Below are 25,504 nucleotides of genomic sequence, written 5' to 3'. Positions count from 1 at the left end.
GTGGAGAACTCGGCGCGGCACCTGTGATCCGCGCCGATGTAGGGGTTCAGTTGTCCGACCGCGCTCGTAGGATGGGCCGGGTGGAATCCCCCGATGCTTTCGCGGCTGTTCTGACCGCCGGCGACCCGGTCGCCGAATCCGGTGCGGCACAAGAAGTTCTACGTCGGGTATTCGGCTACGACAGCTTCCGTGGCGATCAGCGGGAGATCGTCGAGCATGTGGTCGGCGGCGGGGACGCATTGGTGCTGATGCCGACCGGTGGCGGTAAGTCGCTGTGTTATCAGGTGCCCGCGCTGGTGCGTCCCGGTGTCGGTGTAGTGGTATCGCCGCTGATCGCATTGATGCAGGATCAGGTGGATGCGCTCAGTGCGCTCGGCGTGCGTGCCGGATTCCTGAACTCCACCCAGTTCCCGGATGAGCGCCGGATGGTGGAGGCCCAATTCGTCGCGGGGGAGTTGGACCTGCTCTACCTCGCCCCGGAGCGGCTGCGCCTGGAGTCGACCGCCGCCCTGCTGGATCGCGGCAAGGTGGCGCTGTTCGCCATCGACGAGGCGCACTGCGTCTCGCAGTGGGGTCACGACTTCCGCCCCGACTATCTGGCCCTGTCGATGCTGCACGAGCGCTGGCCGGAAGTGCCGCGCATCGCGCTCACCGCGACCGCGACGGCCAAGACCAGCGACGAGATCGTCGAGCGGCTCGACCTCGGCTCCGCCCGGCGCTTCGTCGCCAGCTTCGACCGACCGAACATCCAATACCGGATCGAACCCAAGAACCGGCCGGATCAGCAGTTGCTGGAGTTCATCAAGGCCGAACATGCCGGGGACGCGGGCATCGTCTACTGCCTGTCGCGCAATTCGGTGGAGAAGACCGCGGCCTTCCTCACCGAGAACGGCGTCGCCGCGGTTCCGTATCACGCGGGCCTGGATTCGCGCACCCGCGCCGCCAACCAGGCGCGGTTCCTGCGCGAAGACGGCCTCATCGTGGTCGCCACCATCGCGTTCGGCATGGGCATCGACAAGCCGGATGTGCGCTTCGTCGCCCATCTCGATCTGCCGAAGTCGGTGGAGGGCTACTACCAGGAGACCGGGCGCGCGGGGCGCGACGGACTGCCGTCGACCGCCTGGATGGTCTACGGGCTCGCCGACGTGGTACAGCAGCGCAAGATGATCGACTCCTCCGATGGCGACGCCGCGCATCGCAGACAGCTCCAGTTGCATCTGGACGCGATGCTCGCACTGTGTGAAACGGTGTCCTGCAGGCGGACCCAGCTGCTGGCGTACTTCGGGCAGCCGGGACAGGCCTGCGGTAACTGCGATAACTGCCTGACTCCGCCGCAGTCCTGGGACGGTACGGTGCCCGCGCAGAAGGTGCTGTCCACGGTGCTGCGTCTGAAACGTGAACGCGGACAGAGCTTCGGTGCAGGGCATATCGTCGATATTCTGCTCGGCAAATCGAATCCCAAAGTGTTGCAATATGATCACCATGAGCTGAAGGTCTTCGGGATCGGCACCGATCTGCGTGATGTCGAATGGCGCGGTGTCGTAAGGCAATTGCTCGCACAGGGTCTGCTGACCGTACACGGCGACTACGGGGTGCTCACCCTCACCGAGGCGAGCAATGAGGTGCTGTTCGACGGTAGGGAAGTGTTGCTGCGGCGCGAGCCCGAGCGCGCGCCGCAACCGGCCAGGGCGGTCAAGACGGCGAAGGGCAAGTCACCGGCCGTCGATCTGGCGGCCGCGGACGTGCCGGTCTTCGAGAAATTGCGCGCGTGGCGGGCCGCGACGGCCAAGGAACAGGGTGTGCCCGCCTACGTCGTCTTCCATGACGCGACGTTGCGGGAGATCGTCGCCCGCAGGCCCGCGAACCTATCCGAACTCGGCACGGTCGGCGGCGTCGGTGAGAACAAGCTGGCGAAATACGGTGAAGGTGTGCTGGCTGTCCTGGCCGGAGAGGCCGGGGCATGAACGACAATCTGATCGGGCGACGTGGATTTCTGGCGGGCGCGGCCGCCGCTGCGGCGGGTGCACCGCTGGTCGGTCTATCGCCCGCCGATGCGGTTCCGGTCGCCCCGGGCGTCACCAAATTCGACTTTCCAACCGACCGTAGCGTGCGCCTGCTGATCACCGGCGACGCGGGCACCGGCACTCGCACCCAATGGGCCGTGGCCGATGCTATGCGGGATTACCATCGCCGCCAACCGTTTTCACTCGCCCTCGGGCTCGGTGACAATATCTACGAGAGCGGCCCGAACAGCGCGGTCGACGTCCAGTTCGCCGAGAAATTCGAAAACCCCAATGCGGGACTGGATTTCCCGTGGCTGATGGTGCTCGGCAATCACGACAACAGTTCGGTCCTCGGCGGCGACGGTGGCTGGCTTTTGCGCGGCAACAATGAGGTCGAGTACCACGCGAATTCGCCGCGCTGGTGGATGCCGAGCCGGTACTACTCGGTTCGGGTGCCCGAGCAGCAGCCGGTGGTCGAGTTCTTCGTCCTCGATGTGAATCCGCTCGCCTCGTACGTGCCGCCGATTTTCGCACCGTACTGGGAGGTCGACGGTCAGTTCATGAACGAGCAGCGCGCCTGGCTCGATCGCGCCATCGCCGAATCACCCGCCAAGTGGAAGATCGCCTGCACTCACCACCCCTATCTCAACAACGGTCCGCACGGTGACGCTGGCCGCTACGAGGGGCTGTCCGTGGCACCCATCAATGGCATCCACGTGAAGCGGTTCTTCGACGACCATATCGTCGGCAACTGCCACTTCATCCTGTCCGGCCACGATCACTCGCTCCAGGTGCTCGAGCCGACCCCCGCATCGAAGGGCACCCGCCAGCTGGTCTCCGGCGCGGCCGCCAAAACCGTGGCCGCCGAACCGAAGCTGAATCCCGGCGGCTCGGGCAATGCCGCGCTCTTCGAGAACTATCACGAGCTCGGCTTCATGATCATGGACCTCACCGCGAGCAGCGCCGACCTGACCGTGGTCACCGTCGATCTCGCCAGCGGTGCCGCCACCGAGGCGTTCGCGCGCCGACTTGCCTGAATCGCAACGGAATTGCGCGGCATCGGACCGTTGCGGCGGCTACCGTGCACGCTATGGCATCCGGTGATCACCGCCCCGCCGACGACGGGCCCGACCTCGGCGGCTCCCCACCGAGCGACCCCGGCGATACGCCGCCCTATCGCCGCGGCACCCACGACCCCGCGGTGGATTCGGTCTGGCTGCGCCATCGCCCGCCGCCGCCACCGCGTCCACGCGGTCTGCCACGTGTGACCACGCTATTGCTGGTCGCGGCCTTCATTGCGGTGCTCGTGCTGTACCTCCTGGTCCGGCCAGGGGGCTAGCGGGAGCGGGCGCGGAATAATCCGGTTGCCGAGTCACTTAAAGTTGACCGTTATGAAGGAAACGGGGCGCAAGGTCATCGCGACCAACCGCCGGGCGCGGCACAACTACACGATCCTGGACACCTACGAGGCCGGGATCGCGCTGGTCGGTACCGAGGTCAAGAGTCTGCGCGAGGGTAAGGCCTCGCTGGTGGACGCCTTCGCGACCGTCGACAACGGCGAGGTGTGGCTGCGCGGCCTGCACATTCCAGAGTTCAGCCACGGCACCTGGACCAACCACTCACCGCGACGGGTGCGCAAGCTGCTGCTGCACAAGCGTGAAATCGAGCGGCTGGTCGGCAAATCGCGTGAGGGCAACCAGACGCTGGTGCCGCTATCGATGTACTTCTCCGACGGCAAGGTCAAGGTCGAGCTGGCGTTGGCCAAGGGTAAGCAGGACTACGACAAGCGGCAGGATATGGCCAAGCGCACCGCCGAGCGCGAGGTCACCCGCGAGCTGGGACGGCGCATCAAAGGCATGCGTTGACCGTGCTACTGGCGCTGGTGGCCGCGGTGGGCTACGGCGTGAGTGATTTCTTCGGTGGTGTGGCGTCACGGCGGGTGACCGCCCTGCGCGTCGTGATCGTTTCCTATCCGATGTCGACGCTGTTCGTCCTCGTGCTGCTACCGCTGATCGGTGGCACCCCCGACACCGCATCGATGCTGTGGGGACTGGCGGCCGGTATCGCGAGCGGCCTCGCGGTCTGGTGGTTCTATGCCGCGCTGGCCAGCGGCCCGATGGCCGTGGTGTCGCCGCTGACGGCGCTGTTGGTCGCGGGAATTCCGGTATTGGTCGGCCTGGTGATCGGCGAGCGCCCCAGCCCGCTCGCCATTGCGGGCATCGTGTTCGCACTCGGCGCGGTATACCTGGTCAGCCGAGAATCGCCCGATGATGTCACCGAAGAGATCACCGGCGGGCGTGAGCTGCGGTTCACCAGAAAAGTCGCGTTGCTCACCATCGGCTCGGGCGCGGCCTTCGGACTCGCCTTCGTCTTCCTACACGAAACACACGCGAGCGCCGGGGTCTGGCCGCTGCTGGCCCAACGTGGCGCGGCAAGTCCGATGGTCTGGCTGATCGCGTTATCGGCAGGGGAGTTCCAGCCGCTGCGCGGTGAACCACTGCGGTTGGCGGCCTATATCGCGGTGCTGGACACCATCGCGAATGCCGCGCTGCTGTACGCCTTCCATGGCTCGATGCTGTCGCTGGTCAGCGTGATCGGTTCGCTGTATCCGGCTGCGACCGTCCTGCTCGCGATGGTCCTGCTCGGTGAGCGGGTCGGCCGACAGCAGCAGGTCGGGATGATGCTGGCGCTCGGCTCGGTCGGGTTGATCGCGGCGGCCTGATCGCTTCGCCGGGGTCCTGAGCGCGGGATGCAGGAGCGACTGATGGGGCTGGATGGGCGGCAGTGACATCGCGGCGTGCTGCGCCCGACTCTGCTTCCGAGCAGGTCAGAGGCCTGAAATCGGTTATGGGAATAATGGAATGAACCCGGCATGGCCGAGTGTTAACATAACTAGCCCGACAAGGTGTCGGGACGTACGGGGCTGAACGGTTTCGACTGCGTACGTTGATTCAGGGGAAGCGTGTCGGTGCAGGCAAGAGACCACCGTAAGCGTCGTTGCAACCAATTAAGCGCCGATTCCAATCAGCGCGAGTACGCCCTCGCTGCCTAAGTAGCAGGCGTCTCTGTCAGTCCGGGTTCGTCCCTCGACCCGGGTACTGGCATCAGCTAGAGGGAATTACCGTCCGACTCGGTCGCGGAGCCGGACGGGACATCCAACAGTGACTGGGATCGTCATCCGAGCTTGTTCGCGAGACCCGGAGATCCAAGTAGAGACCTAGCGAACTGCACACGGAGAAGCCCTGAAGACACGGCGGAGGACCCGGGTTCGATTCCCGGCAGCTCCACTCGAAAGGCCCGGTCCATTCGGACCGGGCCTTTGTCGTTATGGGGGCGCGGATACTAATCCGGCTAGCTGGTGACTTCGATCAGAACACCTGACCATCGACATAGGGAACTCTTCGTGCAGCGCAGAGATCAGTCCTCGCGTCTGGTTCCATTGCGGACCATCCTCGATCAGTGTGGCCACAGGTTCCATCGTGGCCCCCAGTATTTGCTCGAGGATCGGTGCAGTGGCCGGCTCGTGGTTCGCCCAGCCGAAGAAGGTCTCTCATTCATGCGGGTCGGTGCTGCGTAGCACTCGGCGGATGAATTCCTCCTGGTAGAGCAGGGCTCGCTGCTGGAGATTGGTCAGTAGTGGGACGGCCTCGGTTTGTACCCCATACCACCACAAAGACTTTCATGATCTGGAATGCAGGCTTACGTGTGGTCGTTACATGCAAGCGGATCGGCGCCATCGGCCGCTAGTGCGTCGCCAAGTAGGTTGCCTCGGCAACCGGGTGTCGGGTTGATCCAGGACACGTGGCGGGTGATGCTGCCGGTGGAGGTGGTGCTGTTGGCCCGGAAGCCGGAAGTGTTTGTGCGGGTGGTGACCCCGGAGGAGGGCGCTGGTTGCAGAAGATCACCAAGACGAGCAGACAACCGATCCGGACGCGGCGAGTGATCGAGGTGATGGCCTCTGCCCAGCGGCAACCAGTTCCTGCGATCGCGAGGTTGACGCAGGTCAGCGAAGCGTATGTGCGGCAGGTGATCCACGATTTCAATGAACGGGGGTTCGAGGCTTTGGACCCAAAATGGAGCGGGGGCAGGCCGAAGAGGGTGAATCGGGCGACGCGTGAACGCATCGCTTGTATCGCCCGGTGCTGTCTGCGGGATCTGGGTTGGCCGTTCTGGGTGTGGAGTTTGTCGAAACTACGAGAAGTACTGGCCAGCAACGGGATCGCTGATATCAGTCGAGAAACTCTGCGTCAGATCCTGCGGGCCGAGGGGGTGTCGTGGCAGGCGGTAAAGACGTGGAAAGCGGGTAGCGACCCCGAGTTCACCGCGAAGATGAACTGGGTACTCGATCTCTACGACCATCCGCCTGCCGACGGGCGGGTGGTTTGCGTGGACGAGTTCGGGCCGCTCAACCTGCAACCCGCGCTGGTCGTGGCTGGTTCGGGCGACGGAACCCGAAGCGGTTGTGTGCGACCTACCGGCGCACACAGGGGGTGCGGCACCTGCTCGGTGCTCTGGATCTGGCGACCGGCAAGATCCGCTATCGGATTCGGGATCGTAAACGGTGGTGGGAATTCCTGTCGTTGTTGAAGTCACTGCGGGCGCGCTGGCCCGGTGAGAGGCTCTACGTCATCGCCGACAACTTCTCCTCGCACAAGCGAGCCGAGGTCACCTGGGCTGGAGCCAACGACGTGGAACTGGTGTTCCTGCTGACCTATTCATCGTGGCTGAACGGATCGAATCCGAATTCGCGGCTCTGCGTTACTTCGCGTTGAACGGCCCCCACCACCGCAGCCACGACGAAGAGGACACCGCGATCGGTGCCTACATCCGCTGGTACAACCAGCACGCCCAACCCAAACGCGAGTTCGCCGTCAATTCCAAGATCCGGCGACCCGATTACCTACCCAAGGTTGCTTGACGAGGCCTAGATTCTCGGGTCCTTGGGTGAGTCTCATGGTTCGGTTGGAGCCTCGAGTTCAGCTGCGGCGCTGGCCTCCACGCGGTCGGATCGGTACTCCCGCCTCTCGCAGCACCTTCGCCACCGTCCGTTTGGCCATATGATGCTCCACTTTCAGCTGAGCCGTCGACGCGCCAGCGGCATACTTGGCGACGATCTGAGCTGTCTCCTCCGGCGGCAGTCGCTTCTTCGGCCAGCCTGACCACCTCGGCTCACAGCGCCAAGAGCCGACAACGTCGCAGCCGTGGAGGCACCTTCGGAAGCTTAATTCCCAGCAATGGAAAGTGGCTGTGCGGGGTATCGGCACATAAGCTCTGCGAATATGACAATGGTAATGGATGCTTCGTGGCGGGACTGGCTGCAGGAAAATCTCGCCCGGGGCTGTTCTGTCGAATCGATAGTCGAATCAATGATCAACGGTGGTTTCGACAAAGATGTGGCCACGGCGGCGGTGCATGCTTTGTTGGCGGGACAGATTCCAGTTTACTCGCGCTATGAGTATGATATGTGTCCCGTTTCGACCGATCGAACTATTCACGCTCACGACCGCGCGATCTACTCGGTGATGCGGGTAGAGCGGCCGCAGCTGATCGTGTTCGGCAATGTACTCTCCGCCGAGGAGTGTGATCAAATAATCGAGCTGTCCGAAGGTAAATTGCAGCGGTCCACGATCGTCGACTCCGACACCGGGCGTCCGGAGATAATTAGGAATCGCACCAGCGAAGGCACGTATTTCCAGTTGTCCGAGACCCCATTGATCGACCGGATCGATCGGCGGATCTCCGCCCTGATGAATTGGCCATTGGAAAACGGCGAGGGACTGCAAATTCTTCGGTACCGGGTCGGAGGCGAGTACCGTTCCCATTTCGATTACTTTCCGCCGGACCAGCCGGGCCACGCCGCCCATATCGCTCGCGGCGGCCAAAGGATCGCGACTCTCGTGGTCTACCTCAACGACGTCGAAGGCGGCGGTGACACCGTCTTTCCTGAGGCGGGAATTTCGATCTCCCCTCGCAGGGGCCATGCGGTGTATTTCCGATACTTCAATAACCTCGGACAGCTCGACCCGGCGACAAAGCATGCCGGAGCGCCGGTGCTCGCCGGCGAAAAATGGATCATGACCAAATGGATGCGCCGCTATCGCTACTCTGGTTGAGATGCGGCTCGCGCCCCCGGATCCACCCTGGCACGCCCATTCGGGGCCGCGGTCCCCGGGCCGCTGCGGTCGGTGTGTACAGAGTCCAACGACGTGACGCCGACCGGCGAATGAGGGCTTTTGGGGTGTGGCCTTTCTGCCCGAGGCGGTGTGGTGTGGGGTTATGGTGGCCGCGCTACATAGCCACGTTCCAGCAAACCTTGGGCGGAGAGTTATGGGACATCGGATGGGTATCGCTGCGTGTGTTGCGGCTGCGGGGCTGTTGATTGTGATGGGCTGCGGGACTGCTACGGATTCCGGTGGGAGCTCTGGGAGTACGCATTCGACTGTGTCGGGAGGGGCGCATGCTGAGCCCGCGTATGTCGCAGGTCTCAGATCGGCGATAGCGACGGTGATGAAGGACAACGTTATTCCGGGGGCGGTGGTGGTTGTCAGGTCGGGGAAGCAAGGGGATTGGAGCGAGGCGTTCGGTAGTCGGAGTGTCGATGCGCGTGAGCCGATGTCGGTCGGTGACTACTTCCGGGTGGGCAGTAATACCAAGACCATGACGGCGACGGTGATTCTGCGGTTGGTGCAGGAGGGCAAGCTCGCGCTCGATGATCCCATTGACAAATACTGGCCGGGGGTGCCGAACGGTGATCGGATCACTATTGCGCAGCTCTCCGAAATGCGAAGTGGTCTATACAGTTACACGTTCGATCCGGAGTTCAATGCCACCCTCGACAGCGAACCGCAAAAGGTTTGGACGCCGGAAGAGTTGCTGGCGATCGCGTTCGCGCATCCGGTCGACTTCCAGCCCGGGGAGAAGTTCGAGTACAGCAATACCAATACGATCTTGCTCGGGCTGGTCATCGAGAAGGTCACGAAAATGACTGCTGCCGAGAGTTTTCGGCAGCATATCTTCGAACCGCTCGGGCTGAAGCACATGTCGCTGCCCGCGGTAGCGGACTCTTCGATTCCGGATCCGCACCCGCAGGGCTATTCCTTCGGCACCAATGTCTCCACCATCGAAACGTTCGCACTTCCCGCCGCGGAACAAGCCGCGGCGGTCGCAGGCACCCTCAAACCGAACGATGAGACAAACGCGAGCCCGTCATGGGCGTGGACCGCTGGCGGCGCGATCTCGACGGCCGAAGATTTGGCCACCTATGTGAAGGCGCTCGTCGGCGGCGGACTGCTGGACGCGAAGATGCAGAAGACCCGGCTGGACAGTATTCAGCCGATCGATCCCACCGACCCGGAGAATGCCGGATACGGTCTGGGCATTGCGCGATTCGGTCCCCACCTCATCGGTCACGACGGTCAGATTCCGGGATTCATGACGTTCATGGGCTACGACTCGGTGTCGGATCTCACGATCGCGATCTGCACCAACCTCGCGACGGTACCGTCGGGTGAGGGGTCGGCGCTGGTACTGCTGAAAGCCATGCTGCCGGTCTTCTACGGTGCCGATGCCGTGCCAGGGCGAGATCCGGCCGCGGCGACTACGAGTACGACGGCGCCGCCGAGCAGTTCCACGGAAACGACAACCTCCGGCCGGTGACGACTGCCTCGACACAAGTCGTGGATCAGGCCAGGATGGCTTCGGGCGGATCGGCGACAAGTGCCCGGGTGGCCAATTGTTTGGCGTACAGGCGATGGATTTCGAGCATTGTGTAGTGGGGGTGGCTGGTGTTGGGGGAGGGGACCACGGAGATCAAGTGGGCGGCGAGTAGTTCGTCGAGGGCGGATAGGTCGGTACCGGTGGGGAGGGCTACCGAGTTGAAGAGTTCGCGGGGGGTTAGGACGGTGCCCAGGTGGTGGTAGACGGCGGCGGTGGTGGGGGTCAGGCGGTCTACCGTTGCCGCGAGGCTGCGGCGGATGTCGTAAGGGCCGTAGGTGAATTCGTTGAGGCGTTGTTCTTCGTCGGACATTCGGCCGAGTTGTTCGACGATGGTCCAGTGGGGGCGGGCGGTCAGGCGGGCGGCGACGGCCCGCAGCGCCAGGGGGATGCCGGAGCAGCAGCGGGTCAGGGCGCTGACGGCCCATTCCTCGGCCCCGACCCGGTCGGGGCCGAGGACGGCTTCCAGAACCTCGATGCTTTCGCTCATGGATAGTTCGTTCAGTACTACGCGATGAATGTTGGGTGGGCCCAGCGAGATTCGGCTGGTGACGAGAGTCGCACTCTGCGGGCCGACCGGGAGTAAGGGGGTGAGTTGCGTGTCGGCGGCGGCGTCGTCGAGGACCACCAGCATACGCCGTTCGGATAGGGCGGCCAGGTAGCGAGCGCGACGGGCAGCGAGATCAGTTGGGATGTGGGTGATTTCGAGCTGATGGAGTAGCTGTTCGAGTACGTCCGACGAGTCGGCGGGGGTGGTGGTACCGCCCAGATCCACGTGCAGCACGCCGTCGGGGAAGCGGTCACGCAGTAGGTTCGTCAGGTGATCCGCCAAGGCGGACTTGCCGATTCCCGGGCTGCCGGTGATCAGAACCGCGGTTGCGCTCGGCTCTGCGAGTGTTCGTTGTATGCATGCGATTTCGGTGGTACGGCCGCGAAAAGTGTTCGTAGGAGGAGTTGGTGCGGAACGACGGGTCGAAATCGGTATTACCACAGCGGTATTGGGATCCTGCCTACCCAGCAGCAGTTCGTGCAGTTCGCGCAGCCGTGGGCCGGGATCGACACCGAGTTCGGCGGCGAAGCGGCGTCGCATGCGGTCGTAGTGCGAAAGTGCCTCTGCGCCGCGGTTATCCAGATAGTAGGCGGTCAGTAGGCGCTGGTGTAGATCATCGGCGAGCGGACTCTCCAACAGCGCCTTGCGTAGTTCGGCGGCCACCACTTTCAGCTGGCCGAGGCGCAGACTGGCATCCGCCCATTCGACGAGCGCCTCGTGGCGGAGCTGGCGCAGGCTTTCCCGGAAGCGCAGGGCCCAATCACTGTCCAGCCCGGCCAGCGGTTCGCCGCGCCAGATGGCGAGGGCCGATGCCAGCAGGTCGGCGCGATCGGGATGGTTGGCATCCATTGCCCGAGATCGGTTCAGCAGTCGGCGGAATTCGAAAAGATCTATTCGGTTGGGATCGACGTCGAGTCGATAGCCACCGACGGTGCGGCCGATCGCCGCCGTTTCCTCGGAATGTGCGGTTGCCGTGCGCAATATCCGGCGCAGCCGCGTCATATAGGTGTACACCGAATGCCGGACGGTGTCCGGTGGATCGTCCCACACGCGGTCCACCAGGGCTTCGGTCGAGATCGGGCGTTCCGGCTCCGCGAGCATCGCCGCGATAATGCCGCGCTGTTTGGACGGACCCAGATCGATGGTCTTGCCATCTATCACGAGCTCCACGGACCCCAATAGTCTGAATTCGATCATTTCCTCCACCGAGACCGAGAAATCAGATCCGTGAACACTGCCGTTCATTTCGAGTGCGCAGCGTAACACGCATCACTGCGGTCCGCAGTGGGCCGAATGGCAACGGGCCGCCCCCGCCACGGCCCGTTACCCGTATTCAGAGTTCGGCACCCACCTCCACCGACTCGGCCTGGCCTCTTTCTTGTGCCGCAAGCCGATGCACCAGATCGAGCAGATTGCCGACAGTTACCAACTCGAGCACCTGACCACTGCGCAGCGGGCGGGTCAGCGAATCACTGTTGAACTGCGGCAACACTCGCTCGAGATGGGCCAACCCCATCTCGCTGACCGCCTCGCCACCGAACTCATCGTCGGGAATATCTCCCCGCAACAGTGCGGCTACATCGTCGCCGGAGATCTCGACTCCGGAATCCCGGTGGATGCGGAACCATATATCCGGCAGGTCGATCGATTCGGCGCCGAGATCGCCGATCAGCGTCGACTCTGGATGAATTCGGATCTTTTCCAGGCCGATCGCGTCCGCGACGGACGTGATGACCACGGCCGTAAGATCTTCGGCTCTCATGGGTCGACTCTGGCTCCTGCACCTAGGCGCGGACCTCGAGCAGACCTCGAGCCGATCCAAACAGCCTGTTCGCCGAGCTGGTCGCTCACATGGCAACTCCAGGGCAACATTTCGATCGGTGCGGTGGCCCTTGGATCAGATTGATTGTGAATCAACATAATTCGGGGGATCCAACCGCTACCATTGGGCTATGACCGCGATGCGGCGGGGCAACGGGACGGGACCGATTCTTCGGGCCGCCTGTGTGAGCGCTGGAATCAATGCCGCGGGTGCGCAACTGGGTCGAGTCAGCGAAGAGGTCGACTACCGGTTGCCCGACGGCGTGGTGGTGCGGATCGGCACGCCGGGACAGGAGGGCGCGGCCAGACGTGCGGTCGATGTCGCCCGGTGGTTGACATCCGCCGGAGTCCCGGTGATGCGGGCCGTTGCCAATATTCGGCAGCCGGTGGTGGTGGACGGGCGTGCGGTGACCTACTGGCATGCGCTGCCGCGGCACCGCGCGGGCACACCCACGGAGGTGGCCGCGGCGCTGACGCGGCTGCACGGACTTTCGCCGCCGACCGATCTGGAGTTCGGGCAGGTGGCGCCCTTTGTCGGGCTCGATGAACGCATTGCCGCGGCACACACCATGAGTGCCGACGATAGGTCCTGGTTGCGTGGGCATTTGGCGGAACTGCGCGGGCGGTGGGCCGCGCTGCCGACTGGGCGGCCCTGGTGTGTTGTCCATGGCGCCGCGTGGAGCGGCAATGTCGTTGTCGCCGAGGACGGCAGCGTGATCTTGCTCGATCCGGGGCAGTTGTCGATCGGTCCGCCGGAATGGGATCTGGTGCACGCGGCGATCGAGTGTGCGTCGTTCGGCTGGATCACCGACGAGCAGTACGCGCAGTATTGCCGTGGCTACGGCAGCGATGTGATGCGCTGGGACGGCTACTACCTATTGCGCGATATTCGGGAGTTCCGGATGGCGACGATGGCGGCGCAGGCGGCCGCCGCGAATTCCGCCTACCGGGAGCAGGCGGAACTGCGGTTGGCCTGTGTCCGTGGCGATATCGGTCCACGGCCGTGGAGCGGCTGGACGGCGCTGGTATAACCGGCGGCGACATCATGGCCGAGGTCGTCGCATTGCCCACCGTGCTCCGGCTCGGTGAAATCCTGGCAATCGCGAAATCATCCGGTGATCGGTGGATTTCGAGACAACGCCGGTTCGAATGGCTACTGTCCAAAGGCATTCCAAAGTGGAGCATGGGAGAATGCGTTGAGATTCAACAGGGCTATAGCGTCGACCGCGGCGGTACTGCTGGCCACAAGCCTCGGACTGGCCGCATGCTCATCGAGTGACAGTGCCGATTCCGGTATCGTCACCACCAATGGCGGTGAGCCGCAGAACCCGCTGGTGCCGACCAATACCAATGAGAATATGGGCGGCCGGGTCGTGGACCGGCTGTTCGCGGGGCTGAAGTACTACGACGCGAATGGTATCGCGCACGACGAGATGGCCGAGTCGATCAAGACCTCCGATCGCAAGACCTACACGATCACCATCAAACCGGATTGGAAATTCTCCGACGGCACCTCGGTGACGGCGAAGTCGTTCGTCGATGCCTGGAACTACGGCGCCCTCGGCACCAATGCGCAGTTGCAGAGCTATGTGTTCGCACCCGTCATCGGCTTCGACGACGTGTCGGCGGAAAAGCCGACGGCGCAGACCATGTCGGGTCTGCAGGTGGTCGACGACCGAACCTTTACGGTGGCGTTGAAGCAGCCGTCCATCGATTTCGAGACCGAGTTGGGCTTCGCGCCGTTCTATCCGCTGCCCGAGGCCGCGTTCAAGGATATGAAGGCGTTCGGTGAGAACCCGATCGGCAATGGTCCGTACCAGTTCGCGCGCCCGGGCGCGTGGGAGCACAACGTCAAGATCGATCTGGTGCCCAATCCGTACTACAAGGGCGGACGCCCGCCGAAGAACAAGGGCCTGCGCTTCGTGATGTACCAGTCCTATGACACGGCGTACTCGGATCTGCAGGCGGGCAATCTCGATACCCTCGATATCGTGCCCGATAGCGCCATGTCGACCTATAAGAAGGATCTGGGCGACCGCGCGATCACCAAGCCGATCGCCTATAAACAGGCCGTCGGCATCCAGACCAATGTTGCGCACTTCGGCGGCGAGGAGGGACTGCTCCGGCGTCGGGCGCTGTCGATGGCGATCAATCGGGAACAGATCTGCGAGAACATCTTCCACGGCATCCGCAAGCCCGCCCGCGATTTCACCGCACGCACCCTGCCCGGATTCGATGAAAACCTGCCCGGCGTCGAGGTTCTGAACTACAATCCGGAACAGGCCAAGAAGCTGTGGGCACAGGCCGATGCCATTTCACCGTGGTCGGGTCGCTACGAGATCGCCTACAACTCCGACGGCGGCCACCAGGGCTGGGTCGAGGCCGTGGCCAATAGCGTGAAGAATGTACTCGGCATCGATGCGGTCGGTGTGCCCTATCCGACCTTCAAGAACATTCGCGATCTGATCAACGCCAAGACGATCGGTAAGGCGTTCCGGTACGGCTGGCAAGGTGATTACCCGACCATGCTGCAATTCCTGACCTCGCAGTACTACAGCTTCTCCGATACCAATAACGTCAACTACAACAACCCCGAATTCGACCATCTGCTCGACGCCGCGCTCGCCGCGCCGACGCTGGCGGAATCGTACAAGATCGTGGGGCAGGCACAGGCGTTGCTGCTGAAAGATATGGCCGATATTCCGCTGTTCGACTACGTGGCCGCGGCCGGTCGATCCGAGAAGGTGAAGAAGGCCGATCTCGCGTGGAACGGCCTGTTCGACTTCGAGGGCATCGAGAAGTAGTTCCGAACCGACATGCAGCGGGTGCGCGGCGAAAGTGCGCCCGCCGCATCGGTTTTCAGCCTTGTTCGCGGAAACTGCATAGGTGCCACCGGCGACTCCCGGCGCTACCCGCGGGGTTCGAGGAACACCGGTAAGGCGAGTGGCCCGCAGGTGATGAATTGCGGGCTGTAGGGAATAGTGGCGGGGTCGCAGGCCAAGCGCAAGCGCGGGAACCGGTTGAATAAGGCCGACAATGCCGTACGGGCCGCCGGTCTGGCAAGAGGTGCACCGAGACAGAAGTACGGCGCCGCCGATGCGTTCCCGATCGCCGACGAGTTCGCCGACCACCACATCTGCCTCCCGCTGTGGCACCGCCACTCGCCAGGCCGTGGACATCGTGGTAGGCGCGGGGCATGCCCGCCAGGGCTATTCGCCGTGCCGCATCGTGTGTGTGACCGGAACCCAGACGCGCTCAGCGATGTCGGGTATCCGCTGTGCCACCTTCGTCGGCGGTGGCCGTCCGGTGTTCGCCCTGCCCGATCTGCCTCATCAACGCGTCCATATCGGAGAGGTCCCAGACCTCGGCGAACTTGCCGTCTTCGAGGTGATAAAGAGTGAACTCGGAAATAGTCACCCGACGACCGGTTGCCTCAATTCTATGGAAATTCCCCCGGTGGGTGCCGGTTACGGTGAAGTGCGCCGCTATATAGTCGCCGTCTACGAGCAGGTTCCGCATCTCCCAATGCCAGTCCGGAAATGCGGCGAAGAGATCCGAGAATTGCGCCGCAACGGCGGCTGGATCCATAGGGACGTCATTGACCTTGATGGGTGACGTATAAAATGACGCCATTCGATCGGAATCGTGCTCGTTACAGCGTTCGAGATAAGACAGGTACAGGGATCGGTGTTCGTCGCGCTGTGTCACCATGCGTTATCACCGCCTCACGTGGCCGACTCGCTTACCTTCGCAGACATCTTAGTACTTCAGCAGCCATTTCATATCCTGACCGACATTTCGGTCACAGCAATGGTGGGCGATATCTCCGCTGGTCCGACCATTTCCGCCCCGCAATCGATACAGCGGTCACAAGGTCGTACGGCGGGTACCGCCAACCTCGGGGGTGCGGGGTCAACTGCGGTAACAATTAGCCGGACGCGGGGCCGAGGTGCTCACGACCGCCAGGTCGGCTGCGAGCACGGTGCCATCATCACCGGTGGGGACACTTTGATCGCCGGACTTCCTATGGCCGACTACGGTCCACGCCGGAACATGCGAAAAGGAGTGACGGCGTGCAGGTGCTTTTGTCGGCGAGCGGGACACGCGGCGATATCGAGCCGGCCTTGGGGCTCGCGCTGGGGCTGCAGGAGCTCGGAGCCCAGGTGCGGGTGTGCGCGCCACCGAACTTCGAGAGGCGTTTCACCGAGCTGGGCGTGCCGCTGGTGCCGTTGGGGCCGCCGATACCGGGTTCGGATGGTGCAAGAGCCTCGATGGCGGATATGTTGGACTACGTAGACAAGTGGCCCGCAGTTCAGTTCGACACGATCCCCGCAGCAGCCGCAAGATGCGATGCGGTAATAGCAACCGGCATTACGGAACTCGCCGCCCGGTCGGCCGCTGAGAAACTGGGAATCCACTACCAGTACGCGAGCTACCAGCCGACCAGCCTGCCCTCGCCGCATCATCCGCCGATGCCGCGGATGCCAGGCGAGCGGCCCGCGCCGGAGGCGATTGGCAACCAACTACTGTGGGAGATCGACGCCCAGGGTTGGAACGCGCAGTTCGGCGAGGCGCTGGATGCCGGCCGGGCGGCCCTCGGGCTGCCACCAGTGGGCAATGTGCGCGACCATGTCGTCACCGACCGCCCGTGGTTGGCGGCAGACCCGGTTCTGGGGCCATGGCCAGAATCACCCGGTCTGAATGTCGTACAGACCGGTGCCTGGATCGTTCCCGACGAACGCCCTCTCCCCGTCGAGTTGGCGGCGTTCTTGGACGCGGGTACACCCCCGGTGTATATCGGCTTCGGCAGCATGCGGGTGCACAACGGCATCGCCCGGGTCGCGATCGAAGCAGTCCGCGCGCACAACCGCCGTGTGCTCCTCTCTCGTGGCTGGGCCGAGTTGGCCCTGATCGACGACCTCTCCGACTGCATGGCCGTTGGCGAAGTGAACCATCAGGCGCTTTTCACCCGGGTCGCTGCCGTCATCCACCACGGCGGTGCGGGCACGACAACAACCGCCGCCCGAGCTGGCGTGCCTCAGGTAGTGGTACCCCAGATGACGGACCAGGCATACTGGGCGCGCCGAGTGGCCGATCTCGGCATCGGCACGGCGTGTGCGGACGCCGATCCCGATCAAGCGTCATTGTCCGCCGCTCTCGACATGGCATTGACGTCCACCGCCCGAGCGCGTGCGAGCGAGGTGGCCGGCATGATCCGCGCTGATGGGGCAACGGTGGCAGCGAAGTTGCTGATCGACGCGATCAGATAGGCACACTGGGGCGCCAAGGGGAGCGCCGGTAGGTCTGTTGGACTTACGGGCACGACCACCTAGTTGTTGGGCGTGCGACTGGTGAAATCGAAGGAGCCGCCGTCGATGCCCCAGGAGATGATCCGTTCGGGGTGGATCCGAATGATCGAGCGCTCCTGGGGAGGGAACGGCGGCTCCTGGTCGTCGAGCGCCTCGGCCGTGCCGCGCACCTCGATGCCGCGAATCACATACGGCTCCAACGAGACCTGCTGGTCGACGACGAACGACACCCGACTGCCCGCCTCGACATTGCGGTACTTACGGCTGCTGTGCATGCGCATACCGCCGATGTCGATGGTGCCGTCGGCATTCACCCGATAGCTGGTCGGGTTGTTCTGCACAACGCCGTCGGGCGATACCGTCGCCAGCCGACCGATCCCGGCCTCCGCGAGGAACTGCTGCTCATTCGTAGTGAAAGTCACCAATGAAGCGTAGCGGGATGCCTCGGCAGCGACCCCGCGATCCTCATTCGACACCGGCTGTGTGCCCGTCCTATGAAACCTGCACCGTCAATGGCGCTCCGGGCCAGATACTGATCGCCTACCATGCCGAGCCGGGGTCGGTGTCCGAACGCGCACTTGCCCTGCTCGCCATGATCGCCACGGGTGCGGTCCCGAATCCGCTTCCGTACCGGTCGATTTCGAGAGATAGGCCTCAGTTGCCGTACTGCTTCGTCTCTGGCCGCTCGACCAGCACGACATGCGCCGGTGTGTCCGCCACCGGACGATGCCGAATTCCCTTGGGCACCACGTAGATATCACCGGCGCCGAGGCTCACCGGTTGCTGTCCTTCGAGTTCGATGCGGAAGGTGCCGTCCCAGCACAGGAACAGTTCGTCCTCGTCGTGGTGGTGCCATGGGAACGCACCCTCGAGGCGGGCGGCCTTGACAACGGTGTCGTTGACCCGTGCCAGCAGGGATTGTTGAAAGGGGCCGGGCAGTGCCGCGATGGCGCGATCGATGGAGACCGCCTGCGTGGTGATCGTTTCTTCGGTCATGGGAACGATCCTCGGCGGCGCCGGTGCGCGCGGACAGGGCCAATCCGGCAGAATTGGTTTGGAGATGGAGCCAATTGCTGTGACGGAGCGACTCGGCCGCTGGTCGTCGGGTCGCGGACCGCTCTATGTGCTGCTCGCAGCCCGGCTGCGGCAGTTGATCGACGACGGTGAGCTGCCGCCGGGCGCCGCGCTGCCGCCGGACCGGGTATTCGCCGCGCAACTCGCCGTGGGACGGAGCACGGTGGTCGCGGCCTATGACCTGCTGGAGTCGGAGGGGCGCATCGTCCGGCGCCGGGGGAGCGGCACCCGGGTGGCCGGTGTGGCGACGGTGGCGACACCGGAAACGACCGGTGCGCCCATGTTCCTGCATCTGCTCGAGCCGCGACCCGATGTCATATCGCTGGCCTGCGCCGCGCCGGAGTGCCCACCGCCGGAGGTGGCCGAGGCGTATGCGCGGATCCTGCCCGAATTGTCCTCGACCACAGCCGATATCGGCTACTATCCGGGCGGCCATCCGGCCCTGCGCGCGGCCATTGCCGAGCGCTATCTGCGACAGGGTGTGCCGACGCGGCCGGACGAGGTACTGGTGACCAATGGCGGTCAGCAGGCGCTATCGCTACTCGCCCGCGCATTCCTGCGGCCCGGTGATCGCGTGCTATTGGAAACCCCAACGTACCCAGGCGCTTTGGAGGCATTTCGCGAGGCGGGTGCGCTGCTGCATCCGCTGCCGCTCGGGCTCGACGGATTCGAAGCGGCCGCGCGCACACACCGGTCCGCACTCGCCTATGTGACGCCGACCTTTCAGAACCCGACGGGCGCAGTACTTTCCACGCTGGTGCGGCGGCGGCTGGTGGAAGTGGCCGCTGCCGTGGATGTTCCGCTGATCGCCGATGAAATCGTGGCCGATCTCGGTTTTCCCGGGGTCGACCTGCCGCAGCCGCTGGCCGCCGATGCCGCAACCGTCATTACGATCGGTTCACTGAGCAAGAACATCTGGGGTGGGTTGCGCATCGGTTGGGTGCGTGCGTCGGCGGCGACCATTGCCCGGCTGACCCGCCTGCGGGCGGTGCACGACCTCGGCGGCAACCTCCCGGCTCAGCTGGCCGCCGCGCACCTGGTGCCGCGGATCGATACCCTGTGCGCGGCCCGCGCCGCGCAACGCGAGTCGTGTCATGATCTCGTACTGGCCGCCCTGTCCCGGAAATTGCCAGACTGGTCCGCGACGCCGGTGCGCGGCGGTCAGACCCTGTGGATTCGCCTGCCGTACGGCGACGGAAGTTCCTTCGCGCAGACCGCGCTACGGCATGGTGTCGCGGTACTGGCTGGCAGTGGCCTCGACGTGTCGGGGCGCAGCGACGACCATGTCCGCATCCACTTCCGGCATCCACCGCAGACGCTCACCGAGGCGATCGACCGCCTCGCCACCGCATGGCGCGCCTACCACCCGCCCAGCCGGGCCACCGCGGCGCCACCGGCTCTGGCGGTATAGCGGATGTCCCGAGTTCTACGGTTTCTGCTGGGCGGTAGCGGCGTGGGCGAGTAGGAATTCGACCGCGGCGGTGAGAGTCAGGGCGGCTGTGCTGTCGAAGGCCGCCGAGAACGCCTCGGGTCCGAGTGCCGCACCGGCTCGTTCGGCCGGTGCGACGAGATTGTCGTAGCCACGCCGATCCGCGGTGCCGAGCATGGCGGCCGCGGCACCCAGCAGGTGGGCCGCGGTGGTCGGCTCGTCGCGCACTGTCAGCGCGGCATACAGGTGGGCGACGAAGCGCTGAGCAAGAGCGCCATGCCATGTTCCCAACCGGTGAGCGCTGGCCATTTCGAGGCCGAAAGACCAGCCCCTTCAAGGAATGCGGGCGCGACCAGCAGTACCGTCCGGGCGGGACCGGTGGGCAGATCTGTTGAACCCCTCGCGATTTCCAGACCCGCCGCCACCGCCCGCATGCCGTCCTCGATGGCCCCGGCCTCGTATCGCGACAACCCGTCGAGCACACCGTGCAACGCCCGCAGCTCATCCGGCAGCCCGCTGCCGATCTCGAGCACCGCTCGCGTCCAACGGAGCCGTTCGCTGTGGATCCCGCGCAACGTCCAGTACCAGAACATCGCCGCGATCAAGCGGATACCGAGTTCGGCATCACCGGTATCGACCGCGAATCGCAGTGCGGCGGAAATATTGTCGCGCTCGGCATCGAGCCGGGCGAGCGCGCCGAGCTGCTGCGCGGTGCGCAGCTCGGCCTCCGCGGATTCGGTGACGCGCAGGAAATGGCGTGCGTGCCGCTCGCGGACCCCCGGCGCACGCCCGGATTCCGCCAAACGTTCCAGCGCATAGGACCGGATGGTCTCGAGCATCCGGTACCGCTCACCGCTGCGCTCCACCAGCGATTTGTCCACCAGATCGGTGAGCAGATCGAGATCATCGAGGGCGTCGAGGGGCGCACCCGCCGGGAATACCGCCAGCCACATGGCCAGTTCCTGTTCGGGTTGCGATAGTGGCGCCCAACTCCATTCGATGACCGCACGCAGTGTCCGATGTCTGGCCTGTGCGGTCCGGCTACCCCGACCGAGCAGTGTGAACCGGTCATCCAGCTTCGCCACGATCTGGCCGACCGATAGTGCCCGCAGCCGGGCCGCCGCCAATTCGATCGCCAGCGGCAGTCCGTCGAGCCGTCGGCAGATCTCGATCACGGCCAGCGCGGTACTCGCGTCCAGCGCGAAATCGGGGCGCACCGCCCGCGCGCGCTCGACGAAAAGGCGCACCGCCGGAAAGCTTTCGGCATCGGCCACCTCCTCGGGCCAGGGCAGGGGCCGGATCTGGTGGATATGTTCGCCATCGATGGCGAGTGGTTCCCGGCTGGTGGCCAGCACCCGCAGCTCATGACACCCGCCCAGCAGCCGGTCGACGAGTGCGGCAACCGCCTCGACCAGATGTTCGCAGTTGTCCAGGATCAGCAGGACACGTTGTTGCGCAAGGTATTCCGTCAGCCGGTCGATGGGCTCGCCCGTCGACGGATCGAGCAGTCCGACCTCGCGCACCCCGATCGTGGTGAGCATTGCGGAGGCGACCTGTTCCGGATCGGTCACCGCGGCGAGTTCGACCAACCAGACCGCATCGTCGGCCCGCTCGGCCACCTCGACGGCGAGCCGGGTCTTGCCAGCGCCACCGGGCCCGACAATGGAGATCAGGCGAGCGGTGTTCAGTCGCTCGGTCAGGTCGGCCACATCGTCTTCGCGCCCGACGAAACTCGTTATCTGCGCACGCAAGTTGGTGCGGCGGCGGGCTGTCGAGGGTTCCTGTCGCAATATCGACAGGTGTAGTTCGGTCAGCTCGGGGGAGGGATCGATGCCGAGTTCGTCACCGAGACGATCCCTGGTGCGTTCATAGGCGGCCAGTGCGTCGGCCTGCCGACCCGCCCCGTACAGGGCGCGGATCAACAGCCCCTGGATGCGCTCGGTCAGCGGATGCGCCTCGGCCAGTATGCGCAGTTCGTCGAGGACATCGTTACCCGCGGCGACCTCCAGCCCGAGCCGGTGTTCGGCCGCGTCGAGTCGCAGCTCGTCCAGCCGCACCGCCGCATCGGCGGCGAACCGCAACTCCAGCAGGTCGGTCAGCGCCGGACCACGCCACAACGCCTCGGTCTCGCGCAATGCGGCCAGCTCGCTCGACTCCCGCCCCGCCGCGGTCAGCCGTTCGAACCGAACGACATCCACATCGAGGGGGTCGATGACCAGCCGATAGCCCGGCGCCCGCCCCTCGACGCGCGCCGTACCGATCGCAAGCCGAACCCGAGACACCAGGGCCTGCAAGGCATTTGCGCCATTGTCCGGTGGGTGCCCATCCCAGATCGCGTCGGCGAGCACATCGGCGGGGACCACTCGGCCTGGTTCCATGGCGAGCCGGGCCAGCAATGCGCGCACTTTGACTCCGGCGATCCGAATCGGTCGGTCCTCATCATCGCGGACCTCGAACGGACCCAGCAGCAAAACACGCACGGCGATAAGCCTGCCGTATCGGCAAGGAGTGTCGGATCTCTGGTGGGGCGGCTAACGACTGTGCGGCAGGATGCCGAGCGTCACAGCCAGTCCGGCCGCAATACATGCGGCTGCGGCCGCGGTCGTCGAGAGGGATCGGGTGATGGTCGCGATGCCAGCCACGAAAATCAGGCAGGTGATCGAGGCCAGCAGCGCGGTTCCGCGATCGACACCGGCGACGCGGTGCAGTCGCTTACGCGTTGCTGTCATTGTGGGGGAGTACCCGATCCTCGAGTTATCAAACTGTTATCGACAGTGACCGCCCACGTTCAGACCGGTGCGCACATTCGGCCGCATCTACCGGCGATGACCGATCTCAGGTGGTAGTACTGGGCAGATGAGCGCTGACGACATGGATCCGGAACTGCTCGAACTCGCCACCAAGATCTTCGATCTGGCGCGCCATGGCAATGCCGAGCAGCTCACGGCCTACCTGGACGCCGGTGTCCCGGTGAACCTCACCAATGACCATGGCGACAGCCTGCTCATGCTGGCCGCCTACCACGGTCAGCAGGACGCGGTGCGGGTGCTGCTCGCGCGCGACGCCGACCCGAATCGGGCCAATGACAAAGGGCAGACGCCGCTGGCGGGTGCGGTCTTCAAGGGCGAGGTCGAGATCCTGCGTGCGCTGCTCGCCGCGGGCGCCGATCCGGATGCCGGAAGCCCGTCCGCGCGTGCTGCGGCCGCCATGTTCGGCAAGAACGATCTGCTGAGCCTGTTCGAGACGTCCTGAGCCACCGTATTGGCACTGGCTGGAACGCCGATTCGGACGCGTTCGCGCGGGTCGGTATAGTCGCCGCGGATGAGTAATGTCACCACCCGAGATAGGTCCAAGCCCGTGAACCGACGATTCGGGCGCGTGGTGTGGCTAGTGCCGGTGTTGCTCATTGCCTTCGCCACGTGGTGCCTGACCGAACCGCTGTGGCCCTTCCATCGGATCACCGGCGGTTTCATCGACCTGCAGGTATACCGGCTCGGCATCGAGGCGCTACGTGACGGCGCGGATATGTACGGCCAGCTGCCACAGACCACCATCGGCATCGGCCTGCCGTTCATCTACCCGCCGTTCGCCGCACTGGTGCTGAGCCCCTTCGCGCTGCTGCCCTGGGATGCCGCGGCCTTCACCTTCTTCATCTCCTCGACGCTCGCGCTGGCCGTCACGCTGTATCTGGTCGCGCGGCGGCGCTGGCCCGAACACAGTGGGCTGCGGCTGGCGCTGCTGGCCACCTCATGCGCGACGCCGCTGGCCATGCTGTTGGAGCCGATCCGTTCGACGCTGGACTTCGGGCAGGTCAACCTGCTGCTGATGGTGCTGGTCGCCGCCGACGCGCTGACCGAGAAGCCGAAGTGGAGGCGCGGCATGCTGGTCGGCGTTGCGGCTGCGATCAAGCTGACTCCGGCCGCGTTCGTGCTGTATTTCCTGGTGCGCCGGGACTATCGCGCGGCGGTGACGGCCGCCGTCACCGGTGCGGTGGCGACGGCGCTCAGCTTCGCGGTGCTGCCCAAGGAATCGGCCACCTATTGGTTCGGTGGACTCGGCAATGTCTCGGGATTGAGCGGCTCGTCGTTCCACACCAACCAGTCGATTCAGGCCGTGCTGGCCCGGTTCGGCGTGGAGAAGCCGCTGTTCACCGTGCTCTGGCTGGTGCTGAGCGCGGCGCTGCTCGTCCTGGTGGTCGCGGCCATGCGACAGGCGGAACAGGCGCCCGCGCTCGCGCTAGGGATCAATGCGGTCTTCACTTTGCTGGTATCGCCGATCTCCTGGTCGCATCACTGGGTGATGATCGCGCCCGCGCTGTTCGGGATGGTCTGTTATGCGACCACGGTGCCGCGGGGTCGGGCGATCGGGTGGTATGTGGCCATCGTGGTGACCGCGGCGGCGTTCGTCTACGGGCCGCAGAACTGGATGCCCGGCGACAATCGACGCGAATTGTCGTGGACGCCTTGGCAACACCTGTGGGGCAACACCTACGTGTGGTTGAGCGTACTGCTGGTCGTGGTGTTCCTCGTGGGCAGTAAGCGTGCGAAGTCGCTTGCAGCCGCGGCGGATTCGGTGCCACAGGATGGCGATCTCGTCGATCTGGCAGGTCCTCGCCCCGCCGCCTGACTCCCACGCGCCATCCGTTGACAGTATGCGGATGATGGAAAGTCGGGGTTTTGTCGATGGAAGGTGTCGCGTGGTCGCGATCGATTTCGAACGGAATGTGCAAGCGCGGCCGCTGACGGCTGTGCGCGCGATGAGCCTGCGTGGGCTCGGCGGGGTGCCGCCGACGGCCTTGGTGCTGATCGGGATCGTAAGCGTGCAGGTCGGCGCGGCGCTGGCCAAACAGCTGTTCAGCGCCACCGGTGCCGCGGGCGCGGTGACGCTGCGGCTGTTCTTCGCCGGGATCGTGCTGTTGGTCGTCTGGCGGTCCGGGCTGCGGATCGAGCGGCGCGCGCTGCCGGTGGTGCTCAGCTACGGCGCGGTGCTCGCCGTCATGAATCTATGTTTCTACCAGGCCATCGACCGAATTCCGCTCGGTATGGCGGTGACCCTCGAATTCCTCGGGCCGCTCAGCGTCGCCCTGGCTGGCTCGCGGCGGTGGGCCGATCCGGTGTGGGCGGTGCTCGCTGGCGCCGGGGTGCTGCTGTTGACCAGGGCGGGCGGGCAGACGGCGTGGTCCGGAGTGCTGTTCGCCCTGGCCGCCGGAGCGTGCTGGGCGGGCTACATCCTGCTCAGCGCCGCACTCGGCGACCGCACCAGCGGCGGCGGAGGTCTGGCCATTGCGATGGCATTCGGCGGTGTGCTCATGGTCCCGGTCGGCATCGCCGAGGCGGGTACCACGCTGTTCCACCCCTCCGTCCTCGCCGCCGGATTCGCCGTCGCGATGCTGTCGTCGGTGCTGCCGTATTCGGTGGAACTCGAAGCGCTGCGGCGCATTCCACCGCGTGTCTTCGGCATACTGATGAGCCTCGAACCCGCGGCCGCCGCACTCGCCGGACTGATCGTCCTCGGGCAGATCATGAATCCCGGGCAATGGACCGGCGTCATCTGCGTGGTGGCCGCCTCCATCGGAGCGACCCGAACCGCTCGGCGAAAGTAGCCG

24 protein-coding genes, 1 other RNA gene and 1 pseudogene are annotated in these 25,504 nt (G+C 64.8%); 18 read left to right on the top strand and 8 right to left on the bottom strand.

Annotation, left to right across the window (positions count from 1 at the left end):
• Window positions 1-80 precede the first annotated feature (80 nt).
• The 11 genes and pseudogenes from recQ to ABZW16_RS23815 all read left to right on the top strand — a co-directional run bounded on the left by recQ (window position 81) and on the right by ABZW16_RS23815 (window position 9,659).
• On the top strand, window positions 81-1,964 hold the full coding sequence (recQ, locus tag ABZW16_RS23865) for a DNA helicase RecQ (protein WP_354958186.1): 1,884 nt from the start codon (window positions 81-83) through the stop codon (window positions 1,962-1,964).
• Window positions 1,961-3,040 carry a metallophosphoesterase gene (locus ABZW16_RS23860; protein WP_354958185.1) on the top strand — a complete coding sequence of 360 codons (1,080 nt, stop codon included), beginning with the start codon at window positions 1,961-1,963 and terminating at the stop codon, window positions 3,038-3,040. Before recQ ends, ABZW16_RS23860 begins: the two co-directional genes overlap by 4 nt.
• Before the next feature lie 53 nt (window positions 3,041-3,093).
• Window positions 3,094-3,342 carry a hypothetical protein gene (locus ABZW16_RS23855; protein WP_354958184.1) on the top strand — a complete coding sequence of 83 codons (249 nt, stop codon included), beginning with the start codon at window positions 3,094-3,096 and terminating at the stop codon, window positions 3,340-3,342.
• Between the two features lie 52 nt (window positions 3,343-3,394).
• Window positions 3,395-3,868, top strand: a complete 474-nt coding sequence (smpB, locus tag ABZW16_RS23850; protein ID WP_354958183.1) for an SsrA-binding protein SmpB — start codon at window positions 3,395-3,397, stop codon at window positions 3,866-3,868.
• A complete protein-coding gene (locus tag ABZW16_RS23845; RefSeq protein WP_354958182.1) occupies window positions 3,865-4,725 on the top strand; it encodes a DMT family transporter in 861 nt (286 codons plus the stop codon). The genes smpB and ABZW16_RS23845 overlap by 4 nt, the downstream gene beginning before the upstream one ends.
• A gap of 197 nt (window positions 4,726-4,922) precedes the next feature.
• Window positions 4,923-5,293, top strand: a transfer-messenger RNA (tmRNA) gene (ssrA, locus tag ABZW16_RS23840).
• Window positions 5,294-5,954: 661 nt separating this feature from the next.
• A pseudogene (locus ABZW16_RS23835) lies at window positions 5,955-6,200 on the top strand (helix-turn-helix domain-containing protein); the annotation flags it as partial.
• A 185-nt stretch (window positions 6,201-6,385) separates the two neighbouring features.
• Window positions 6,386-6,775 (top strand): transposase, encoded by a 390-nt coding sequence (locus ABZW16_RS23830; RefSeq protein ID WP_354958180.1) that lies wholly within the window; start codon window positions 6,386-6,388, stop codon window positions 6,773-6,775.
• Window positions 6,724-6,921: a hypothetical protein gene (locus tag ABZW16_RS23825; protein WP_354958198.1), complete on the top strand. Its 198-nt coding sequence runs from the start codon at window positions 6,724-6,726 to the stop codon at window positions 6,919-6,921. The genes ABZW16_RS23830 and ABZW16_RS23825 overlap by 52 nt, the downstream gene beginning before the upstream one ends.
• Before the next feature lie 361 nt (window positions 6,922-7,282).
• Complete coding sequence (locus ABZW16_RS23820; RefSeq protein WP_354958179.1) at window positions 7,283-8,116, top strand: 2OG-Fe(II) oxygenase; 834 nt, start codon at window positions 7,283-7,285, stop codon at window positions 8,114-8,116.
• Window positions 8,117-8,330: 214 nt separating this feature from the next.
• Window positions 8,331-9,659, top strand: a complete 1,329-nt coding sequence (locus ABZW16_RS23815; protein WP_354958178.1) for a serine hydrolase domain-containing protein — start codon at window positions 8,331-8,333, stop codon at window positions 9,657-9,659.
• 25 nt (window positions 9,660-9,684) lie between these two features.
• On the opposite strand, the gene ABZW16_RS23810 is transcribed toward ABZW16_RS23815, so the two are convergent.
• Both ABZW16_RS23810 and ABZW16_RS23805 read right to left on the bottom strand, forming a co-directional pair.
• The gene (locus ABZW16_RS23810; RefSeq protein WP_354958177.1) at window positions 9,685-11,436 is read right to left on the bottom strand and encodes a BTAD domain-containing putative transcriptional regulator; all 1,752 of its coding nucleotides are present in this window, start codon (window positions 11,434-11,436) and stop codon (window positions 9,685-9,687) included.
• Between the two features lie 163 nt (window positions 11,437-11,599).
• On the bottom strand, window positions 11,600-12,028 hold the full coding sequence (locus ABZW16_RS23805; protein WP_354958176.1) for a phosphopantetheine-binding protein: 429 nt from the start codon (window positions 12,026-12,028) through the stop codon (window positions 11,600-11,602).
• Between the two features lie 190 nt (window positions 12,029-12,218).
• Here ABZW16_RS23805 and ABZW16_RS23800 point away from each other — a divergent pair, with 190 nt between their 5' ends.
• The gene (locus ABZW16_RS23800; protein ID WP_354958174.1) at window positions 12,219-13,118 is read left to right on the top strand and encodes an aminoglycoside phosphotransferase family protein; all 900 of its coding nucleotides are present in this window, start codon (window positions 12,219-12,221) and stop codon (window positions 13,116-13,118) included.
• 165 nt (window positions 13,119-13,283) lie between these two features.
• Window positions 13,284-14,891, top strand: coding sequence for an ABC transporter substrate-binding protein (locus ABZW16_RS23795; RefSeq protein ID WP_354958173.1), 1,608 nt, complete (start codon window positions 13,284-13,286; stop codon window positions 14,889-14,891).
• 451 nt (window positions 14,892-15,342) lie between these two features.
• Here the strand turns inward: ABZW16_RS23795 and ABZW16_RS23790 are convergent, their stop codons facing one another.
• Window positions 15,343-15,798 (bottom strand): ester cyclase, encoded by a 456-nt coding sequence (locus tag ABZW16_RS23790; RefSeq protein ID WP_354958172.1) that lies wholly within the window; start codon window positions 15,796-15,798, stop codon window positions 15,343-15,345.
• A gap of 362 nt (window positions 15,799-16,160) precedes the next feature.
• On the opposite strand from ABZW16_RS23790, the gene ABZW16_RS23785 reads away from it, so the two are divergent.
• Window positions 16,161-17,357, top strand: coding sequence for a glycosyltransferase (locus ABZW16_RS23785; protein ID WP_354958171.1), 1,197 nt, complete (start codon window positions 16,161-16,163; stop codon window positions 17,355-17,357).
• 59 nt (window positions 17,358-17,416) lie between these two features.
• Here the strand turns inward: ABZW16_RS23785 and ABZW16_RS23780 are convergent, their stop codons facing one another.
• Together ABZW16_RS23780 and ABZW16_RS23775 are read right to left on the bottom strand one after the other, a co-directional pair.
• Window positions 17,417-17,818 carry a PPOX class F420-dependent oxidoreductase gene (locus ABZW16_RS23780; protein ID WP_354958170.1) on the bottom strand — a complete coding sequence of 134 codons (402 nt, stop codon included), beginning with the start codon at window positions 17,816-17,818 and terminating at the stop codon, window positions 17,417-17,419.
• Window positions 17,819-18,050: 232 nt separating this feature from the next.
• Window positions 18,051-18,392: a cupin domain-containing protein gene (locus tag ABZW16_RS23775; RefSeq protein WP_354958169.1), complete on the bottom strand. Its 342-nt coding sequence runs from the start codon at window positions 18,390-18,392 to the stop codon at window positions 18,051-18,053.
• Window positions 18,393-18,471: 79 nt separating this feature from the next.
• Here ABZW16_RS23775 and ABZW16_RS23770 point away from each other — a divergent pair, with 79 nt between their 5' ends.
• A complete protein-coding gene (locus ABZW16_RS23770; protein WP_354958168.1) occupies window positions 18,472-19,881 on the top strand; it encodes a PLP-dependent aminotransferase family protein in 1,410 nt (469 codons plus the stop codon).
• A gap of 15 nt (window positions 19,882-19,896) precedes the next feature.
• Here the strand turns inward: ABZW16_RS23770 and ABZW16_RS23765 are convergent, their stop codons facing one another.
• From ABZW16_RS23765 to ABZW16_RS23755, 3 genes are read right to left on the bottom strand one after another with little or no spacing between them, the layout of a single operon-like run.
• On the bottom strand, window positions 19,897-20,127 hold the full coding sequence (locus ABZW16_RS23765; RefSeq protein WP_354958167.1) for a hypothetical protein: 231 nt from the start codon (window positions 20,125-20,127) through the stop codon (window positions 19,897-19,899).
• Window positions 20,128-20,129: 2 nt separating this feature from the next.
• A complete protein-coding gene (locus tag ABZW16_RS23760) occupies window positions 20,130-22,379 on the bottom strand; it encodes a BTAD domain-containing putative transcriptional regulator (RefSeq protein ID WP_354958165.1) in 2,250 nt (749 codons plus the stop codon).
• A 51-nt stretch (window positions 22,380-22,430) separates the two neighbouring features.
• Complete coding sequence (locus ABZW16_RS23755) at window positions 22,431-22,628, bottom strand: hypothetical protein (protein WP_354958164.1); 198 nt, start codon at window positions 22,626-22,628, stop codon at window positions 22,431-22,433.
• A gap of 127 nt (window positions 22,629-22,755) precedes the next feature.
• Here ABZW16_RS23755 and ABZW16_RS23750 point away from each other — a divergent pair, with 127 nt between their 5' ends.
• The 3 genes from ABZW16_RS23750 to ABZW16_RS23740 all read left to right on the top strand — a co-directional run bounded on the left by ABZW16_RS23750 (window position 22,756) and on the right by ABZW16_RS23740 (window position 25,501).
• Window positions 22,756-23,151: an ankyrin repeat domain-containing protein gene (locus tag ABZW16_RS23750; protein WP_354958163.1), complete on the top strand. Its 396-nt coding sequence runs from the start codon at window positions 22,756-22,758 to the stop codon at window positions 23,149-23,151.
• A gap of 69 nt (window positions 23,152-23,220) precedes the next feature.
• A complete protein-coding gene (locus ABZW16_RS23745) occupies window positions 23,221-24,525 on the top strand; it encodes a glycosyltransferase 87 family protein (protein WP_354958162.1) in 1,305 nt (434 codons plus the stop codon).
• A gap of 70 nt (window positions 24,526-24,595) precedes the next feature.
• Complete coding sequence (locus tag ABZW16_RS23740; RefSeq protein WP_354958161.1) at window positions 24,596-25,501, top strand: DMT family transporter; 906 nt, start codon at window positions 24,596-24,598, stop codon at window positions 25,499-25,501.
• The last annotated feature ends 3 nt before the right edge of the window (window positions 25,502-25,504 follow it).

The organism is Nocardia sp. NPDC004604 (genome assembly GCF_040609795.1).
Classification (GTDB): Bacteria; Actinomycetota; Actinomycetes; order Mycobacteriales; family Mycobacteriaceae; genus Nocardia.
The sequence above is the reverse complement of the archived record's forward strand: the minus strand, read 5'-3'. Positions and strand labels throughout refer to the sequence as shown.